This window comes from Clostridiales bacterium FE2011, from assembly GCA_017569305.1.
Lineage (GTDB): Bacteria > Bacillota > Clostridia > Christensenellales > Aristaeellaceae > Aristaeella.
Genome location: CP069418.1, coordinates 3,330,405 through 3,350,124 on the forward strand (window position 1 = coordinate 3,330,405; position 19,720 = coordinate 3,350,124).

A 19,720-nucleotide genomic window follows, 5' to 3' on the forward strand; every position below is an offset into this window, starting at 1 on the left:
CAATCAAAAACAACACAACAGGAGGGAAACAGTATGACTTACTATGATTTCATCAACTTTATCGAGAGCAAGGTGACCTTTCCGTTTTCTTTGAGCCTGAAGAACAGAAAACAATTTGGATTCTATTACTACAAGTATTCTATGGATTTCATTAAGGAATGTATAGATGCAGGAGTTAAAACCTATTTCCGGTATGACGCAAATGGTTTGCCGACTCAGGAATCAGTGAATGAGTTCCTGCACAAGATTGGCGGTATATTACATAAAAGGACTACGACGCCTGTACATCAGTCTATCAATTATATTCAGGCTATAGGACAGAGAAAGTATCGGGACTGGAATAAGGAGACAGCGAAACGGATGCTGGAGGGTTATATTGATACATTGTCGCTTTATAAGTGCTGGAATAAGGAAAAGATCAATCAGGAATTGAGGGAAAACGTGGTCAGGATAACAAGAGAATCAAAAGACTGGGATGAATGGATAGATAAGATATATGACTTAAATCTGGAGGCGGCGAGAGATGATTGGAGGAGAATGCAGCCGCCGGTGGCGGCTAATGAATATTGAAAACGAAGTGGCCATAGGGCCAAAGATAGGAGGTATGAGGTAGGAAGTAGGAGGCGGAAACAGGTAGGAGGTAGGAAGTAGGAGGTAAGAGATAGAATAAAAACATATAAAGAAAAATAGAAAAAGAGGGAGGCCGAAATATGTATTTCTATAAGGTTGATGGAAAGATCGTTATATCGGAAGTACCTGTTGGTGAACCTATTACGCCCAACACGACGGACGGAGCCTATGAAAAGCATGTGCCGGTGATCGAACAGCTTGGGGATCATGTTACAGTGAAGGTTGGATCAGTTGAGCATCCTATGCTGGATGTGCATTATATCGAATGGATTGTCCTGGAGACAGCAACAGGCTATCAGAAACATGTCCTGAAGCCGGGCGATAAACCGGAAGCACACTTCGCTGTGACGGAACCGGTTGTGGCCGCGTATGAATACTGCAATTTGCATGGGCTGTGGGTGGCAAAAGCATAAAGCGGATTTTGTGAGATGATAACATTGAGGATGTAAAGATGGCTGCGAAAGCAGCCTTCTTTTTTGTGCGACACCAGGGGACAGTTCTGACTATCCACGTAAGTGGACAGTGACAGAACCGTCCCCGGTATCCGCCCGGCAGGGAGATGTTTCGACCTAAGGATAAAGTTAATCTGATGGTGAATAGGACGGAATTGCTCCCCAATGGTTTTGATGAAACGATTGTGTAGTAAGGCTTTACGGGGTATGGAAACTCACCAATAGAGCGATATTGGTGCGACACCGGGGACAGTTCTGACTATCCATGGAAGTGGACAGTGACAGAACCGTCCCCGGTGTCCGCCTGGTGGGATTATGCAAGATTTGTACTGCGAAAAGCGGATAAATGGCTGGAAAGGGATGGAGGGATATAGTATAATAATCAAAAACCTTCGCAGTATATCGGAAGGGGCGGAACTTACGTGATAAAGGACAGGCATAAGATCAAAGGCGGCATCGAGAGAAAGGTGCTTGCCCTTGTTTTGGTGACTATCTTGCTGAGTCTGCTGGCATACGGCGGGCTGACGATGTACCAGAGCGGCATGCTCTCGCAGCTGGCGGCGGAAACCAGCCAGAAGCAGCAGGGAACCATCACCGATACCACCGTAGGAATTATGGACCAGGTGGTACGGGAAAACATGGAACGCTCCTCTGTGCTGGAAGCCCAGATCACGGACGATATGTTCCGCAGCGCGAAAACCCGCGTCATGTTCCTGGCCGACTATGCAACGGAAGTATTTGCCCATCCGGAAAACTATACGTCCCATACGTATGCTCCGCCCAAGCCTGAGAACGAAGGCAAGCTGGCAACCCAGGTACTGATGGCCGATGACGTGGATCCGAATGATCCGCAGATCAGGGAAAACCTGGGCCTGGTGGCCAGTATGTCCGAGACGATGCTCTCCCTGTGCTCGGTGACAGATATCGCGAATATCTACCTGGGCATGCCGGACGGGACCTTCTTCTCCGTGAGCCGGAATTCCGGACAGTGGTTCCTGGAAGACGGCAGCATGAAGCCCTATGATCCCCGGACGCGGCACTGGTACCTGCAGGCCGTGGAAGAGGGGAAGATGTGCTTCTCTGACGTGGAGGTGGACGCCACCACGGGGGCAATGAACATTGTCTGCGCCATGCCGGTGTATTATCCGGACGGAAAGCTGGCGGCTGTGGCCGGGGCGGACGTATACCTGGACGATATCCTGAAGAGCCTGGGGAATTCCGATGTGGAAGGCGGATTCCGGGCGGCGGTGAACCATGACGGCCATGTGCTGTTTACCACCTCCGCGGAACCGGAATTCCAGGCACGCATCAGCGCAGAAGCGGCAGACCTGCGGACAGGGGAAAATGCTGAACTGGGGCAGCTGGTGACAGATGCACTGGAAGACCAGACCGATATCCGGATTGTGAAACTGGGCAGCGGGAACTATTACATGATGGGTGTTCCACTGAAAACGGTAAGTTGGACACTGCTCACCGCATTCAGCGAAGAACGGGCAGAAACGCCCGTGGATATGCTGCAGGAGAAATATACAGAGATCCAGTCAAAGGCCACCTCTACCTACCGTCAGAAGGCGAATAACAGCAAAACCATCGCATTCATCTGTATCGCTGGACTGGCAGCACTGCTGCTGGTGAATACGGTGATCGTCGGCAAACGGATTGTACGGCCGCTGAATAAGATTACAAAGCGGATTACAGAACTTGGAGAAGAGAATCCGGAATTCAAGATGGAGGAGACCTTCCGCACCGGAGACGAGATTGAGGTGCTGGCGGAATCCTTCGCGAAGCTGAGCCATGAAACGGTCCAGTACGTGAGCGAAGTGCGCCGGGTGACCGCGGAAAACGAGCGCATCGGAACGGAGCTGAACCTGGCCCGGCGGATCCAGGCGGAAATGCTGCCCAATATCTTCCCGCCGTTCCCGGAACGGACGGACATGAACATCTTCGCCAGCATGCGGCCGGCGAAAGAGGTTGGCGGAGACTTCTATGACTTCTTCCTGATCGATGACAGTCACCTGGGACTGGTCATGGCGGACGTGAGCGGCAAGGGCGTGCCCGCGGCCCTGTTTATGATGGCCGCCAAGATCCTAGTACAGAACCACACTATGAACGGCGGAAGCCCGGCGGAAGTGCTGCAGAAGGTGAATAACCAGATCTGCCAGAAGAACAAGGAACAGATGTTCGTGACGGTATGGCTGGGCATTCTGGACCTGAAGACAGGACTGCTGACCGCGGCCAATGCCGGACACGAGTATCCGATCCTGCAGGGAGAAGACGGACGGTATGAAGTGATTAAGGACAAGCACGGGTTTGTCGTCGGCGGCCTGGAAGGGGTAAAGTATAAAGACTACACTCTGCAGCTTAAACGGGGAATGAAGGTGTTTGTCTATACGGACGGCATCCCGGAAGCGACGAATGAAGCAGGGGAGTTCTACGGAACAGAAAGGCTGCTGGAGACGCTGAATAAACATCCGGAAGAAGACCCGACAGAAGTAATTCATAAGGTGGACGAAGACCTGCATGGGTTTGTCGGAAACGCGGCACAATTTGATGATGTGACCATGCTGTGCGTGGAGTTCATCGGAGATGAAATTACTTAAAAGTGTAACTGAACAATGATACGCGCGGTGGGGGAAATCCTCCGCCACGTTTTTTTGCATAGAATAATATTCTTCATATCATAATATAAGAAAAAGAAGCATTGAAAGTATAGTAGAGACATGATTCGGAATACCTTCTAACAAAAAGATATATTACTCACAACTTATGATATTATTGTTTCATTATTTCAACTATATTGAAAAAATAAAAGTATACAAATATTGTAAATACATAATTGACAAGGCTTGCGTGATTGTTGTATTGTATAAAAAAAGCGTTGGAAGTGTTAACATATGCCTAGAGTTAAGAAGACCAAAATATACGCAAGCAATGGCGAAAATGGAGAAGAGATTCAACTCGATCCACTTTTTTATTGTAAAGATCAAGAAAATCGAAAAGTTATAGTGGCAGGCTTTTCCGTAGGATCAGAAAAATATACTATTCCTTTTCTGATGCCTCAGGATATAGAGAAAAATGAAAACAAATCAATTAAACCAATTCAAAGAAAACAAAGATTTACTCATTGGAGAAAGAAATATGAAGTAAAGGATCTAACATTTCAGAAGGAATTGGAGCCACTTGGATATAATTATAATATACGTATTGAGACTGGAATTATTAAGAAAATCTGGTTATTTTTATGCCATATATTTGATATAGTTCGCGGAAAACTAAAAAAAGTCAGACAAAAAAATCCCAAAGTATATGATTTTGTAGCAAAAACTACAGGTTTTGTTTTTGAAGCTGTTGTAGCCGTGATTGGCTTTGTATCAGGATTGTCTGCAGGTTGGATTACAGTTGCTGTTTGTCTTCTATATGCTCTATTCATGGCGTTCCAGCTTGGCTCAGAAAGAAATAGATCAGATCGATTGATCAAAGAGAATAATGAGAATCATGAAAAAAAGATAAAACAAATAGAAAAAGAACGAGACGATTCTATAAAAACAATAACAGATGAAGCTAAAAAACAAGAAGAACATAGGTATAATGAACTTATTAGAGAAAAAACAGAGTTGGCAAGAATAGAACATTTGGCTGCGCACAATATCAAAGTATGCGTAACCGACATGAAAAGAATGTCGGATAGAATGGATCGCTTAGACAAGTTGGCAGAGTTTTTGAAAAAGTGTGCTGATAGTTTGGAAAACCAATTGAGCCATTATTACGAGAAGGAAATATGTGCTAGTTTTAAACTAGCATGTTCTGAGACTACTATAAGAACATATACTCGTGGTGAAAAGAATATAACAAATAGAAAGATAAATGGTGTTCCAAGACGAGAAGATCCCAAGGAGATATCAAGGAATACGGCATATAATCATATTTACAATGAAGAATGTGATTCATTTGTATGTGGAGATCTTCGTAATACGAAATTCCAATGTGAACGTGATAATTGGCAAGAATTCTTTTTGGCAACAATCGTTATACCTATAAGATGGTCTATTCCACATGAAAACAGAATAAAGATAGGGGGGATGATATGCGTTGATTGTAAGGATCCAATTCCTGAATGGGATCGGAGGTCCTTTGGTTATCATCTTGTTGCTTTTTATGCAGATTTATTATTTATAGCATTACAGGAAATTGCATCGTAAAGGAGTGAATGAGAATGAGCGAAAAGAAAGAAAAAGGTATACATATATCCGTTTGTGTTCTTTTTCAAACTCCTAAAGAAGAAGAAAGCTTTTATCAATTAGTACAGAAGTATAATTATCCTGAGAAGTTCATTGAACAAGAGACAGAAAATCAAAGAAAACTAAATGTTAACAATAGAGAACCAATGAAAGTATAGATAATCGCTATTGTATAGTTTTTCATGATCTATCTATAAATCAGCTGAGATTATCTTACAGTCTATATCAAAAAAAATATGTAGAAAAATAGACGTCACAAATGATTGTTTGTAGACGTTTTTTATTATATAAATATATTGAACAGAATAGAATAATACAAATATGATTGTATTAGAAAAACATTTGAGATAAAATAAGATTTGAAAGATGTTCCGCTGGGAAGGATCCGAATGGATTTTTCCAGACCCGCAGGGAAAAGTATTTGGCATACAGTACTTATTCCCGGAAAAGAGCTGCCATCTTTCAAAACCATTCGTATAAATACATGAACGACACAGTAGTTACATTGTGAAGTTCAGAATAACATACGAGTGACGTATGTAACAGAAAGGAGGAGCAGCTATTTGGAGAAGAAACTGAGAGCATTGTTTGACTACCAAAAGTTCGAACAGAACGCAGATCTTCAGAACGTGATCGACAGAGTGCACGCACGCTACAGAAGCACCCATGCACGGATGCTGGACGATGATGAGGCTGACATGGTGGCAGCGGCGGGCGTGCCAGACACAGCCATGAAGAAAAAGAGTCTGTTCGATAAAGATAAAGATGAACACTCCTGAATGGGAGAAAATATATGATCTGTACTGCGGAAAAGTGATGGGGTATATTGCAGCCCGGGTGCAGCGCCGGGCGGACGCTGAAGACCTTTGCGCAGACGTGTTTGAGAAGGCATTCCGGAAGAGGGACGCCTTTGATGAAAGCAAGGCAAGCATCAGCACCTGGATCTTCACAATCACGCGGAATACGGTAATAGACTATTTCCGGAAAACGCGGCCGACGGAAGAACCGGATGAGAACCTGGCAAGTGATGAAGAGGTGGATGAACATCTGCTGAGCCAGGAAACGCTGAGCGAACTGGCAGGAGCACTGAATAAGCTGCCGGAAGAACTGCAGGACATCATCGTGCTGATGTACTATGACGGAAAGCCGATGACTGAAGTCGCCATGATGATGGGGCTGAGCTACGGAGCGGTTAAGCTACGGCATCAGAAGGCGCTGGCGCAGCTAAAGCTTATGATGCGATAATGGGAAATGTCGGCAGTTAAATGAAATAAAAAGAGACGATACGATAATGTATCGTCTCTTTTTGTGAAATATCGTGCTGCGCACGATATGAAATATTTGACTCCGTCAAATGTGAAATATGCGCCAGCGGCGCATGTGAGAATGACTGGCCGCTGCGGCGGCGGGGGAGATTCTTCGACGCGGGCGCAAGCGCCCTTGCTCAGGATGACATGGGGATGTCTGCTGGCAGGAGCGGAAATATGACAGAAGGGACAGACCTGCAGTCACATTCTTTAAAAGAACGATGACAGCACGTCAGTCCCCCAGTCACATTTCCGCGTTGGGTAGAAGGTGGTTTTAACTTATTTATTTATCGCACCCTTATATTCAAGGCAGAGCATGGTGAGGTCGTCGAATTGTTCGGCGCTGCCGACGAAGGAAGAAACGGCATTCTTTACGGATTCGAGAATGGCGCCGGGATCCTTATCAGTGGCGGTGTTGAGGGCTGCAATCATCCGATCGGTGCCGAACATCTGCTGATTGGCGTCAGTGGCTTCGGGCACACCGTCGGTATAGACAAACAGCTTCGTTCCGGGTTCCAGCTGCAGGGTATACTCCCGGTACCGGACGCCGGGCATACCGCCGAGAACAAACCCGTGCTTGTCCTTCAGAATCTCAAAGGAACCGCCGGCTTTCCGGAGCGCCGGATACTCATGGCCCGCGCTGGCCGCGGTCAGGATGCCGGTGGAAATCTCCAGCACGCCCAGCCAGACCGTGACGAACATCTGCTCAGGGTTCCGATTGCAGATCTCGTTATTCACCTCAGTCAGGATCTTCGCCGGTGACAGCTCGTGCATGGCCACGTGGTGGATCAATGCCGAGGACAACATCATAAACAGGGAAGCGGGGACACCCTTGCCGGATACATCGCCGATGACCAGGCACAGATGATCCTCGTCAATCAGGAAGAAGTCATACAGGTCACCGCCGACCTCCCGGGCAGGAGTCATGGAAGCATAGAGGTCGAACTCATGGCGATCCGGGAAAGGCGGGAAGATCTTGGGCAGGAAGTTGGACTGAATCCGTGTGGCCAGAGAAAGCTCCGTGGTAACCCGCTCCTTTTCCAGTTCCAGGGCATGACGCTCCATGGCGGTACGGATATAGTGGGCAATTACCGACGCCAAATACAGCGCGACAATCGCGACCGGCAGCCACAGCACATGCACCACCCATCCGCCGAGCCAGAAGGCCCAGGAACCGATGAGGGACATGATAATGATCGTGACGCACAGGATACCGCCGATGCGGTTGTTCACCCGGAAGAAAAGGAACGCAACCCCGATACAGAACAGCGCCATGACAATGAACTGGGGAAGGTCCGGGGCCTCGGCTTTCAGGTTGCCTTTCATGAGACTCTGGATTACGTTGGCCTGGTACTCCACGCCGTTCATGGGCTGGCTGCGGTCAGCCGTGGTGACATACGCGTCCCGCAGGGCCGGGGCATAAGGGCCTATCAGGACAATCTTGTCCTTCCACACTTCGGAAGGGATTTTTCCGTAGATCAGGTTAACGAGGTTCAGCTTTTCATCAAAAGCACCGGGTTTGCCGGTGAAGGGCACATAATAATGATTGCCAGCATCAACGTTGGGTAGCTTAAAGGTTTTACCCTTCTTTTCCAAATAGATCTTAGCAGTCTGGGCAGCCATGGACAGTACCTGTCCGCCTTCCGGACGGCTCACATACAGCAGTGCATGGCGCAGGATACCATCCACCTTGTCCAGCATGGCGTTGATATGCCCCTGGGTGGTTACGTCTTTCAGGGCAGGATAGGGATCCACAAAACCGAGAACGGCTGCCGCGTTCAGGGACAGGGCATGACCGTTTTCCCAGGTGATATCCGTACCGAATTCCGCCATGCATGCGGTGACCACATTGCCCAGCTTTTCCGCTGCCCGGGCAAGCTGATTATCCATAGCACTGTCGATTTCCCCTTCATAGAGGATATCGATAGCGGTGACGGCAGGCTTGTTTTCCGGATCCGCTGCCAGTTCCTTCAACGCCATGGCCATTATGGCACGATAATTGGGCCCGTACGGGCCCAATTCGTTCAGTGTACTGTTGTCGATCCCGATGATAACAATGTCTTTGGAAGGAATTCCATTGGCCTGGTAAAGGGAGTCCTGGGCCTGACGATCCAGGTAATGAAGGGCACCGGCATAGATCACGGAAAGAACCACCAGCGATACCGCCAGGGGAATGAGAATAAAACGGACTAAAGATCTTTTCATGCCGGAAACCCCTCATAAATCAGGTAGGAGGTAGGATGTAGGAGGTAGGAGGTGATGAAACGATAGGGACTGTCCCTTTCGTTCCCTAAATCTCAGTTACGTTCCCGCAAAGAGATAGATTAGTTCAGAGTCAGGACACCATTGATTTGCTGGAACTGCAGATATCCTCCGCCTCCTGAGGGCTCAGCGACAATATTGTAAGTACCGGGTGCAGGGAAATCACTATCGTGGTAGATCGAAACATCAATGGTGAAATTAGCAAATAATGTACTAGAGGCACCGGACGGAGTCAAATCCACCTGGCAATTGAGTTTCGCAGAGTCATAATCGTTATCACCGATGGTAATATTCGCAGAATCTCCGTCATGCTCACCACCTGCGACTTTAGCGGTGATAGAACTGAAAATAGCGTATCCGGAGAAAGAAGCAGCATCCTGTGTATGATTGCCTACATACATGTTGATCAGAACCTTACTGATACTCAGGGTCCCTTCTGCTGTGGTGATGTTGTAATTGTCGGCTTTTGTATTGCTGTTCAGCGTATAGGTGAAAGTGTTAGGCGTGCTTCCCGGATCTGTGATGGTACCGGAAAACTCATAGGTCGCCCCTTCACCGGGAGCAAACCCGTCGCCGGAAACCGTAACACTGTGCTTGGTTAAGGGACTTGCGTTATAGGTTTTGGAACCGTTGTCACTTGTGATGGTGACATTCCGCTTTTCGATGGAAAGTGTGCCGGGGTTGACGGTGATATCATAGAGATCAGCGCCGGCGGTGATATTGATATCGTTGGAAGCCGTCTGCCCGGCGTCTGTAATGGAGGCACCCTTCAGCGTATACTTCAGGCCGGGCGCGCTTTCCACAGTATACTCTGTGCCATCAAAGGTGAAGGGAGAACCGTCATATGTTTTGGATCTGTCACCGGTGTTGATGGTGACTGCTTGTTTTGTAACCTCCAGGGTGCCTTCCGTCTTTGTAATGTTATAGTTGGAGGCATTCGTTCCTTCATTCAGAGTGTAGGTGAAAGCGTTGGCGCTGGAACCGACTTCCGTCTGCTCACCGGTAACGGAATAGGTCGCACCTTCTCCGGACACAAAACCATCGCCGCCGACAGTCACCTCGCTGTTTTTGAGCGGAGATCCATCGTAAACCTTGCTGTCTGACGCGCTTGTGAGGGTGACGTCACGCGGGTTCACCTTCAACGTGCCGAAGACGGTTTTGATGTTGTAATTATTGAGGTCTGTATAGCCAACGGCATTAACTGTGAAGGCGTTCTCACTGCTGCCGGCATCCTTCCGGGATCCGGTGAAAGCGACAGAGAACCCATCTACATCAAGGAAGCTGCCTTCGGTGATCGTGAATTCTTCACATTTCTGCTCAGTACCGTCGTATTTCGACTCGACAGACGCGCTGGTGATGGTTACGTTGCGCTTGTTGATAGTCAGCGTACCGGGAATGATTGTAATATTGAAGTTTTCTTCCTTATGGGATCCATAGTCAATCTCGAGGGTGTTTGTATATGTGCCGGCCGCCCATTCATCGGAGCCGAGTTCACGATAACCGATCGAGAGTTCGTCGTGAGTCGTATAACTCCAGTCGGTTGTCATGGGGCAGGGATAACCGTCATAGGTCTTGGTGTAGTCGCTTGCGGTAAGGGTGATTGCATACGGCTTGATGGTGATGGATCCATCGGTTCCGTTGTTCACGACGACATCGTAATTACCGGCGTTTCCATGCAGCGAATAGGCAATATCCAGATAATAGGTATCCGCGTCATCGCCGCGCTGCGGAACCGGCCCGATGGCAAACTCAATGGAATCGTCCCCGATGAGGTTATAGGTAGCGAAATAATCGTAACCGGATTCCGTGGTGGTTCCGGAGAGCGAGGTGCCGTTACCGGTGCAGGAGACGGAGAAGGGGATATCGGCGCCATAGTCATAGGTTCCGCCGGAAGTGGTGAAGGAAACCGGATAAGGAAGGACCGTCAGGCTGCCGGCTTCAGGATAAACTTTGCAGGCAGAAGTGACGTCGTTGCCGTTTTCGTCCATAATCACATAACTGCCGATGGTACATTCGGTCTCACCGACATCGGTCTGTGTGCCGGAAAGGGTGACGGTAAAGGTATAACCTTCAGGTAAAAGCTCAGAATCGACGTCTTCTGCAGAAGGAATGATCGGTTCACCGTCATAGACTTTGCTATAGGAAGGCGCGTAGAGGTAAATCTCGACGGGCTCCGGAGTTTCAGTAGGAGTCGGAGAAGGCGTCGGGGTCGGAGTCGGTGTGGGTGTAGGGGTAGGAGTAGGCGTGGGCGTCGGTGTAGGAGTCGGCGTCGGAGTGGGCGTTTCTGCAGGGGCAGTGACGGTGAGAATGCCCAGGACAGAAGAGACGGCATAGTTGTTCGGATCTACGCTGCCCCAGTCTATTTCATAAGTGTTGTCCGTCTTGCCGACTTCCGTGATCGTGCCCGTGGCTGTAACAGTGATCTGATCCCCGGGCAGAAGACCCTCAATGGTGACGTCCTCGCAGGTGAGGGGTTCACCGTCATAGAACTTGGAAGCAGAACCGGTCCGGATGGTAATGAGAACAGGATTGATGGTGATCGTTGTTCCGGTGATGGAAGAGGACGGACAGCTGATGTTCTCCGAGGCGAGCGTGATCTCCGCTTTCATGGTATAGGTACCCGCACCGGTACCCATACCGGTAATGGACATCTCAATCGTATCTCCGGTGAAGAGGACAAACCGGTATTTCTGCTCCGGAGCGCGGGCCATGGGAACAGCGCTGGCGACCAGGTTCCGGATCCTCGAAGCGGACAGCATGGAGGCTTTGACCGTCTCACCGGCATGAGCGCCGTTCACGTATGTGAGGACGGGCTCGGGAACGATCATGCTGCCGGTATACCCGGCGGAACCGGTGCCGCAGGAGATGCTGACAGAAAGGGGCTCAACCGTGAGGGTGCCCTTTTTTACTTTGATGTTTTCAAACTGATCGGTGACGTCAACATTGTTCTTATCCAGGATCTTATAGCTGGTGATCCTGGATTCGCTCTCGCCGGCCTGGGTCTGGGTGCCGGCGACAGCCACCTTGTACTTATATCCCTTGGGAAGACCGGTGACCGTGACGTCATCCGCACTTGCTTCCAGGGGAGTGCCGTCGTACACCTTTTTGGCTTCAGGCGCGGTGATGGTGATGTTATCAGAGAGGGGAAGAACCGTCAGGGTGCCCAGGTCTTCCTTCAGGATGTAGTTATTCTCATTGGCGTTATTCCAGTCGATGGTGTAGGTGTTTGCGCTTTCACCGATCTCGGTCTGGGAGCCGGTGGCAGTAATCACAATAGAGGGATCCAGAATGATGGGGGTGAAGGAAGCTTCCTCACTGCCCAGGACCCGGGTCTGGTAGTTGGTGATTTTTGTATCCACAGTGATTCGGACATTGGCAGAATCATTCATGAGGCTGGACTGATCGGAATTGGCAATCTTCAGGCCGTTATAGGTAACGGTGCTTTCAGCCTGCTCAGGCAGCTCAGCGATGAGAGCATTCAGCTTTTCCGGATCCCAGCCGGTTTCCTGACAGGCGACGGCCATCAGATCCGGGTTCTCCGCGTAGAGGCGCAGGACTTCCACGGGGAGGTTCTCCTCCTTCAGGGGTTCGATCACGAACTCAAGGGAGTCTTTCTTATTCCCTTCATTTTTGAGGGAAACAGAGAGGCGGCTGCCGGCAGGAAGCTCAATATCCTTTGTCTCCCCGGTGATGGGGTTGGTACCGTGGACGTAGGTGCGGCCGGAAACGGCGATCATCTGCTCGCTGCCCAGGGCGGACTCGATCACGATGGAAGTATTCGCCCAGGAGGGCTGCTCCTTATTGTATCCGGCAGCGGTGCGGACGCCGGCGTCTTCACAGGTAAGCGGCTCGCCATCATATTCCTTTTCGGCGGAACCGGTCCAGACGGTGAGCGGAGCAGGGTCCACGACCAGGGAACCCGGAACGGTCTGGATATTGGTGAAGTGTGATGTAACGTTCTCACCGGAAGCGTTTGTGATGCTGTAAGAGGAAACCGTGTTCTCGGTGGAACCCGCGTCGGTCAGGGAACCGGTGCAGGAGACAGAAATGTTGAAATCGGCCGGAAGACCGGAGACCAGGGCGCTGTCAGGACGGGCCAGGGGACGGCCGTCGTAAAGCTTACTGGCGGACTGGGCGACGATACTCACAAGGCCGGAGAATTCCCAGTCTCCATCCGCGGGGAAGGGCTCCTCCGCGGTATCATCCGTGAGGGTGCCTTCCAGCAGGGGAGCACCGTTCTCACTGCCGTTGGTGACACGATCCGTCAGGACGGGATCCGCGTTGACGGTTTCAGCCACGAAGCCGGCGATGTCCTCGGAAGTCACGGTTGAAAGGACGGGAGCAACGCCCGTAGGATCATTATCAAGCTGAGGGGCAACGACCTTTTTACCGGCGGGAACCGGAAGCTGACGCTTGGCGCCTTCAGAATCCGTATAGGTAATCTCGGCAGTACCTTCCAGAACACCGAGGGTGGTTGTGGTCATCGGATTTTCGCCATCGCCGATGGACGACTTCAGGAAAACGAGGGTGCCGCGGATACCGACGGTAAGGTTGGAAGTCTGGATATCCAGGGCAGCGTTTTCATCCAGCTTTTCCTGGACGTCCAGGAAAACGGAACCCTGCCGGAGGTTCAGACGCATATGATCCGCTTCCTGGACAAACTGAACGTTGGTGTCAGTGTCCAGCGTCACGATCTTGGTGTCATCCAGCCCGACAGAGGCCTGCCCGTCTGCACCGGTAATCAGGGTCTCGCCGCTGGCAAAGCGCACATTGTCCAGCAGGAAGCGGGGGGCACCGAGAACGTCCAGGATATCCACCGTACCCTCATGACGTAGCAGCCGGATGGTGGAAGCCTCGTAGGAGTCGGTGGTGGGGACTCCTTCGGAGGGTATACCTTCGGAGGTGCCGACTGCGACAAGAGAGATAATCAATAAGAAGATGATTATGAATGAGGACAGCTTACGGGCCATAGGGCACCTCCTAGGTAATTCACAATTCAGAATTCAGAATTCAGAATTAAGTGAGTGACATTATTAAGATGATGGTGTTCCGGTTGGGTTCCCGAATATAAACGGGCTGGGAGACAGTGGGCGAAGCCCAAATGAACAATTAGCAATGAACAATGAATAATGATTCGTCTTTCGGACGTAGTAAGGGATTCTTCGACTCCTTTCAGTCGCTCAGAATGACATCCCTGAATGATCGCTGTTCCTAAAAACCATGGGGTTACTGTGCCTATTGAGGCTTCGCCTTAGTAAGGGATTCCTCCATGCGGACACTACGTGTCCTTAGTCGGAATGACAGCCTATCGGTGCATAAAAGCACTTGGTCGAAATAACAGCTTATTGGTTGTGAGATTATGGGTTTGGGTGACAGCGGTGATGTTTCCTCCGTATATAGCAATAGTGAATCGAAAATTGGAGTTGATTTACAAAATGCATACATATAGGAAGGTTATTTATCAATTGATTATAGCATAGATGAAGAGAAACCGCTATATGATGCGGAAATTGTAAACGATTGCTGATTGAGAAAATAAAAATGGACTAATATGAAAAATCGATGGGGAGAAAATGCCGGAAACGCTTGAAAACTATTGAAAAACATAAATAGATACATTATAATGGACAAGATTGAGCGTGTAACAATACGGATTTTGTCTTCCCCCAGGAGCATTTTCGGAAGGTTACACAAGAAGATCCGCGGTATGCCGGAAAGCGGCAAGCGGAAAAAGGAGAACAGAAAGCATGACAATTACCAAGACTCTGGACGGAACGAACCTGACCTTTGCCCTGGAAGGAAGACTGGACACCACGACTTCTCCGCAGCTGGAGGGAGAAATGCATCCCGATATCGACAGCGCGACGGAAGTGACCTTTGATCTGGAAAAACTCGCATACATCTCCTCTGCCGGACTGCGGGTGCTGCTGAGCGCTCAGAAGATCATGAACAAGCAGGGAAAGATGACCATTAAGAATGTTTGCCCGGAAATCATGGACATTTTCGACGTGACCGGGTTTGTGGATATCCTGAACATTGAAAACTGAGGGAAGTTGACGCCAGCATGGACTATCGGCCACTGACTATGGAGGACCGTGACCGGGTTGAGAAATGCCGGAATTACCAGCTGAATCCGTTTACTGCCCTGACTTTTACATCGCTGTTCACATGGAGAAAGGAATACGGACTTGAAATCGCGGGGGACGAAGATTATTTTGTAATCCGGAGCCGCCACGACAATGCGTATTTTTCTCCATGCGGTGATAAAGAAAAATGCCGGACATTCATCGAGGAAAACGTGAAGACCGGCGAAAGCATCCTGTACCTCACAAAAGAACAGGCTGAGGCCCTCGGAGACGGATGGGAAATCCGGAAGAGGGACGACCTGAGCGAATACGTCTGCGCCACGCCGGCGCTGGCCCTGAAGGAAGGCTTCCACATGAGCCACAGCTTCAAGGACAAATGCCGGCAGTACAAGAAGCGGCATCCTTACGAAGTGAGGAAGATGACCATTGATGACCTGCCGCTGATTATCCGGATTGCCAGGGACTGGGAAGAGGCGGATCCGGAGGGCGGGGGCGACCTGCAGGCGCTGGAAGAGGAAATCTGTTTTTACAGTGAGATTACACTCAACGGCGTGATCGTCACTACGGAAAACGGCGGACATGCCTTCATCATGGGATATGAGAACACCCCGGAGATGTTCACGATGACAATGGTGAAGCACGACCTGGATCTGCCGCTGTTGATGACCCCGGTGTGCGTGCATGAACTGGCCTGCGCGCTGGTGGAAAAGTATCCCTACATCAATCTTGAAGAAGACCTTGGACTGGAAGGGCTGCGGAGAGCAAAGCAGCTATTCAGCCCGATCAAACAGCTGGAAGTTTACGAGGCGGTCAGAAAATGAATCAGAAGCACTATATATGCCGCAAGATGTTCATGCGGATCCTCTGGCCGAGCCTCATCTCCTCGGTTGCGCTGGCAATCGCGGACGTGGCGGACGCTTTGGTCATCGGTAACAAGATGGGCGAGAGCGGCCTGGCCGCCATCGGCATCGTGACGCCGCTTTACATGATCCTGAACCTGCTGGGATACGGGTTTTCCACCGGCGGGTGCGTGGCCTTCAGCCGCCTGGCGGCAGAAGGCAAGGACGAGGACGCGCTGAGCCATTTCAAGAGCATCGGGACGATCCTGTTCGGTTTAGGCGTTGTATTGGCAGTAGCAGGCAACTTGCTGATGCGGCCGCTGCTGGGACTGCTGGGCGCAAACGACGGCAGCCCGGAACTGTACAACCTGTGCGAGCAGTATGCCCGGCCGCTGGTAACGGCTGTGCCGGTGTTCTTCCTGAACTTCCTGCTGTACGACTTTGTGCGGTGCGACAATGACGCGCCCCGGGCGACGCTGGGATTCTCCGTGGGATGCCTGACAGACCTGGGACTGAACATCTGGTTCGTGCTGGGACTGGGATGGGGCGTGAAGGGCTCCATCTATGCAACGGTGATCGCCCAGACGGTCAGCGTGATTATCCTGCTGACGCATGTGGTCAACGGCCGCGGCCTGATGAGCATCCAGAGCCTGGCGAAGGCAAAGATCGCCGTCGGCAGGCCGATTGCCGACAGCCTGAGGATCGGCTTCAGCGCGTCAATGCAGTATGTGTTCCAGTTCCTGTTCCTGCTGATCGGCAACAGGATGCTGCTGCGGGCAGGTGACCTGGGACTGATCAAGGGCGACCTGTATGTGGCCGTGTTCGACGTAGTGATGAACATCAGCTACATCTTTATTGGAATCTATCATGCGTTCGCTGACACGATGCAGCCGCTGGCGAGCACCTTCGCGGCGGAGCACGGACGGGATGACCTGAAGTACCTGGTGCGGCTGGCTATGGCCACGGCACTGATGGTAGGCATCCCGGCAGCGCTGATCGCGGCGATACCGGCGGGTGGCGTAAGCAGCTTCTTCGGCCTGGGAGACGCGGAAAGCCTGAAAGTTTCCATCCCCGCCATCCGGCTGTACCTGCTGGCTACGCCTCTGGGCGGACTGCTGATCATCCTGACCGGGTTCTTCCAGAGCTGCGGACGAGAAAAGCTGGCAGGCCTGATCACCCTGATGCGCAAGGCGCTCTTCCTGCTGCCGATAACGATTATCCTTGGCCTGTGGCTGCCGAAGGACTTCTGGTGGCTGTTTGTGATTGCTGAAGGCGTGACGATGCTCGTGCTGGCGACAGTGGTCCGGGGCCGGATCCTGAAGAAGGAAGACGTACAGGTTCCTGTATTCACCGCGACGATGGACAACCAGAACCATGAGCTGAGCCGGGTGCTGGATGAAGTGGTAGCCTTCTGCGAGGAGCAGGAGATCCCCATGAAGCAGGCGATCCTGATCCAGCTGGCGGTGGAAGAGCTGAGCGTGGTGACAATGGAGAAGGCGTTCAGCGGAAAGCCGGACGAATATATCCAGCTGACGCTGGCCCGGGAGGAAAACGGAGACCACGTGATCCACATCCGGAACAGCGCTCCGTACTTCAATCCCCTGGACCTGCGGATGGGCAAGGTGCAGAAGGATGAAACCGAAGACCTGATGGACAGCGTCGGCGTGATGATGGTAAGGCAGAAGGTCAAGAGCCTGCATTACCGCAACTATGAAGGATTCAACATGATGACCGTGGTCATCTGATACAACCCTTAACCTGAAGAAAAGAGGATGTTCGCGCATGAAGAAAAAAGGCTGGACTTCGCTGACGGTGAAGCTGAACACGCTGATTATTATTATCGTGCTGGTGCTGTCACTGGGCCTGGCGGCTTTTGCATACCGGGTAAACAGCGAACGCGTGGACAAGTACTACACGCAGACCACGAGTAACGCGGCACGCGCGATTGCTGCGTTTGTGGACGGCGACAAGACAGAGGATCTGCTGAACGCCATCAAAACGGATGAGTTTGTGAAGATCCGGGAGGAAGCCATGGAAGCCGACGGCGACCAGGCGCTCATCGAATGGCTGCAGGAAAGGGGACTGTACGATACCTATACCAGCATCCGGGCAATGCTGAAGACCTACAAGGAAAAGCTGGGTGCTGAATATGTTTACCTCCAGAGCCTGGAAGGCACGCAGAGCATCAACATCGTGGATCCGGACGAGGCAGTGCTGTATACCGGCAGCTATGAGGATACGCCTGAAGGATATGAGGAACACACAACCAACGAGCATATTGACTCCGTGGTAAGCCATTCTGAATATGGATGGCTGTGTTCCGCCTATGAGCCTGTAGTGAACAGCAAAGGACAGAACGTGGCCATCGTCGGCGTGGACATCAACATGAACGACGTTATGGATGAGCGGCAGCGCTTCCTGACGACGATGATGGTGTTTGCCGCGGCGCTGATGATCGTGAGCTCCATGATCACCGTGCTGCTGATGCGCAGGATCGCGACGAAGCCGCTGAGCATGCTGGCGAAGGCAACCACAGGATTTGTGGATGACCAGACAGGCTACCTGAAGGAGAAAATCATCAACCTGCCGATCAACTCCAAGGACGAGATCGGCGACCTGTATGAAGAAATCCGCGGAATGCAGGGCAGGATTGTGGAATACCTGGACAACCTGACCACAGTGACGGCGGAGAAGGAACGTATCGGTGCGGAACTGAACATTGCCGCGCAGATCCAGGCGGACATGCTGCCCCGGATTTTCCCGCCGTTCCCGGAGAGAACTGACTTTGATATCTATGCCACGATGGACCCGGCGAAGGAAGTCGGCGGAGACTTCTACGACTTCTATATGCTGGACGACGATCACCTGTGCATGGTGATGGCGGACGTGAGCGGCAAGGGCGTACCCGCGTCGCTGTTCATGACGATTGCCAAGACGCTGATCAAGAACCGGGCACAGCTGGGCGAGAAGCCGGCTGAGATCCTGTACAACGTGAACAACCAGCTGTGCGACGGAAACGACGCGGAACTGTTTGTGACGGTCTGGCTGGCGATTATCGAGCTGAGCACCGGCAAGGGCGTGGCGGCAAATGCCGGCCACGAGCATCCCGCGATCCGCCGGAAGGACGGAAGCTTCGAGTTAGTACTGTACCGGCACGCGCCGGCAGTGGCCACGATGGAAGGTATCCGCTTCAAGGAACACGAGTTCCAGCTGCATCCCGGAGACAGCCTGTTTGTGTACACGGACGGCGTGACGGAAGCAACGAACCTGAACGACGAACTGTTTGGCACCCAGCGGATGCTGGACGCGCTGAACAAGGATCCGAACGCGATCCCGAAGTTCCTGCTGCAGAATGTGCGTGAGGACATTGATGAATTTGTAGGCAGCGCACCGCAGTTTGACGACATCACGATGATGGGCCTGAAGTATACGGGACCGGAAAAGAAGAACGAAACCGCAAGGCTGACCATTGACGCGAAGACAGAGAACCTGGAGCAGGTGCTGGCCTTCACGGAAGAGCAGCTGTCAAAGGCGGACTGTCCGGTAAAGGCGCAGACGCAGATCGGCGTGGCAGTGGAAGAGATCTTCGTGAATATCGCCCTGTATGCCTATGCTCCGGAAACCGGCAAGGCAGACATCACCATCGACATCGGGGAAAACCCGAAAGAAGCGGTGATTACGTTCAGGGACAAGGGAGTGGCGTTTGACCCGCTGGCGAAGGAAGATCCTGACGTCACACAATCTGCGGAAGACAGGCAGATTGGTGGACTGGGGATCTATATTGTCAAAAAGACGATGGACGAAGTTACCTATGCGCGTGAAGGCGACGAGAACGTGTTGAGGATAAGGAAAAGGCTATAAGTTAAATGAAATAAATCAGCTTCGCTGATTTGTGAAATATCGATC

Annotated in this window: 13 protein-coding genes; 11 read left to right on the forward strand and 2 right to left on the reverse strand. The window is 51.2% G+C overall.

Annotated elements, in window-relative coordinates; genetic code table 11:
- Nucleotides 1-33: 33 nt before the first annotated feature.
- The 7 genes from JRC49_14970 (at nucleotide 34) to JRC49_15000 (ending at nucleotide 6,565) form a co-directional block, all read left to right on the forward strand.
- Entirely contained in the window at nucleotides 34-570 is a 537-nt protein-coding gene (locus tag JRC49_14970) for a hypothetical protein (protein QTE71063.1), read from the forward strand.
- A 140-nt stretch (nucleotides 571-710) separates the two neighbouring features.
- Nucleotides 711-1,043, forward strand: coding sequence for a desulfoferrodoxin (locus JRC49_14975; protein QTE71064.1), 333 nt, complete (start codon nucleotides 711-713; stop codon nucleotides 1,041-1,043).
- A gap of 524 nt (nucleotides 1,044-1,567) precedes the next feature.
- The gene (locus JRC49_14980) at nucleotides 1,568-3,682 is read left to right on the forward strand and encodes a SpoIIE family protein phosphatase (GenBank protein QTE71065.1); all 2,115 of its coding nucleotides are present in this window, start codon (nucleotides 1,568-1,570) and stop codon (nucleotides 3,680-3,682) included.
- 294 nt (nucleotides 3,683-3,976) lie between these two features.
- Nucleotides 3,977-5,281: a hypothetical protein gene (locus tag JRC49_14985; protein ID QTE71066.1), complete on the forward strand. Its 1,305-nt coding sequence runs from the start codon at nucleotides 3,977-3,979 to the stop codon at nucleotides 5,279-5,281.
- A gap of 14 nt (nucleotides 5,282-5,295) precedes the next feature.
- Nucleotides 5,296-5,478 (forward strand): hypothetical protein, encoded by a 183-nt coding sequence (locus JRC49_14990; protein ID QTE71067.1) that lies wholly within the window; start codon nucleotides 5,296-5,298, stop codon nucleotides 5,476-5,478.
- 405 nt (nucleotides 5,479-5,883) lie between these two features.
- Complete coding sequence (locus JRC49_14995) at nucleotides 5,884-6,099, forward strand: hypothetical protein (GenBank protein ID QTE71068.1); 216 nt, start codon at nucleotides 5,884-5,886, stop codon at nucleotides 6,097-6,099.
- Nucleotides 6,086-6,565, forward strand: coding sequence for a sigma-70 family RNA polymerase sigma factor (locus JRC49_15000; GenBank protein ID QTE71069.1), 480 nt, complete (start codon nucleotides 6,086-6,088; stop codon nucleotides 6,563-6,565). The genes JRC49_14995 and JRC49_15000 overlap by 14 nt, the downstream gene beginning before the upstream one ends.
- A gap of 341 nt (nucleotides 6,566-6,906) precedes the next feature.
- Here JRC49_15000 and JRC49_15005 read toward each other — a convergent pair whose 3' ends face one another.
- Nucleotides 6,907-8,832 (reverse strand): SpoIIE family protein phosphatase, encoded by a 1,926-nt coding sequence (locus JRC49_15005; protein ID QTE71070.1) that lies wholly within the window; start codon nucleotides 8,830-8,832, stop codon nucleotides 6,907-6,909.
- A 119-nt stretch (nucleotides 8,833-8,951) separates the two neighbouring features.
- A complete protein-coding gene (locus JRC49_15010; GenBank protein ID QTE71071.1) occupies nucleotides 8,952-13,859 on the reverse strand; it encodes a FecR domain-containing protein in 4,908 nt (1,635 codons plus the stop codon).
- Between the two features lie 777 nt (nucleotides 13,860-14,636).
- Here JRC49_15010 and JRC49_15015 point away from each other — a divergent pair.
- Genes JRC49_15015 through JRC49_15030 form a run of 4 tightly spaced genes read left to right on the forward strand, consistent with a single transcriptional unit; the run spans nucleotide 14,637 to nucleotide 19,675 of the window.
- Entirely contained in the window at nucleotides 14,637-14,936 is a 300-nt protein-coding gene (locus JRC49_15015; GenBank protein QTE71072.1) for an STAS domain-containing protein, read from the forward strand.
- Between the two features lie 17 nt (nucleotides 14,937-14,953).
- Complete coding sequence (locus JRC49_15020; GenBank protein ID QTE71073.1) at nucleotides 14,954-15,796, forward strand: DUF2156 domain-containing protein; 843 nt, start codon at nucleotides 14,954-14,956, stop codon at nucleotides 15,794-15,796.
- The gene (locus tag JRC49_15025) at nucleotides 15,793-17,559 is read left to right on the forward strand and encodes an ATP-binding protein (protein ID QTE71074.1); all 1,767 of its coding nucleotides are present in this window, start codon (nucleotides 15,793-15,795) and stop codon (nucleotides 17,557-17,559) included. The genes JRC49_15020 and JRC49_15025 overlap by 4 nt, the downstream gene beginning before the upstream one ends.
- Before the next feature lie 37 nt (nucleotides 17,560-17,596).
- Nucleotides 17,597-19,675, forward strand: a complete 2,079-nt coding sequence (locus tag JRC49_15030; GenBank protein QTE71075.1) for a SpoIIE family protein phosphatase — start codon at nucleotides 17,597-17,599, stop codon at nucleotides 19,673-19,675.
- Nucleotides 19,676-19,720: the final 45 nt, after the last annotated feature.

What these genes read in the sequence shown, in the direction of transcription:
- JRC49_14970 (QTE71063.1), top strand. Translation starts at nt 34, where the DNA reads ATGACTTACTATGATTTCATCAACTTTATCGAGAGCAAGGTGACCTTT.
- JRC49_14975 (QTE71064.1), top strand. Translation starts at nt 711, where the DNA reads ATGTATTTCTATAAGGTTGATGGAAAGATCGTTATATCGGAAGTACCT.
- JRC49_14985 (QTE71066.1), top strand. Translation starts at nt 3,977, where the DNA reads ATGCCTAGAGTTAAGAAGACCAAAATATACGCAAGCAATGGCGAAAAT.
- JRC49_14990 (QTE71067.1), top strand. Translation starts at nt 5,296, where the DNA reads ATGAGCGAAAAGAAAGAAAAAGGTATACATATATCCGTTTGTGTTCTT.
- JRC49_15000 (QTE71069.1), top strand. Translation starts at nt 6,086, where the DNA reads ATGAACACTCCTGAATGGGAGAAAATATATGATCTGTACTGCGGAAAA.
- JRC49_15005 (QTE71070.1), bottom strand. Translation starts at nt 8,832, where the DNA reads ATGAAAAGATCTTTAGTCCGTTTTATTCTCATTCCCCTGGCGGTATCG.
- JRC49_15010 (QTE71071.1), bottom strand. Translation starts at nt 13,859, where the DNA reads ATGGCCCGTAAGCTGTCCTCATTCATAATCATCTTCTTATTGATTATC.
- JRC49_15015 (QTE71072.1), top strand. Translation starts at nt 14,637, where the DNA reads ATGACAATTACCAAGACTCTGGACGGAACGAACCTGACCTTTGCCCTG.
- JRC49_15020 (QTE71073.1), top strand. Translation starts at nt 14,954, where the DNA reads ATGGACTATCGGCCACTGACTATGGAGGACCGTGACCGGGTTGAGAAA.
- JRC49_15025 (QTE71074.1), top strand. Translation starts at nt 15,793, where the DNA reads ATGAATCAGAAGCACTATATATGCCGCAAGATGTTCATGCGGATCCTC.
- JRC49_15030 (QTE71075.1), top strand. Translation starts at nt 17,597, where the DNA reads ATGAAGAAAAAAGGCTGGACTTCGCTGACGGTGAAGCTGAACACGCTG.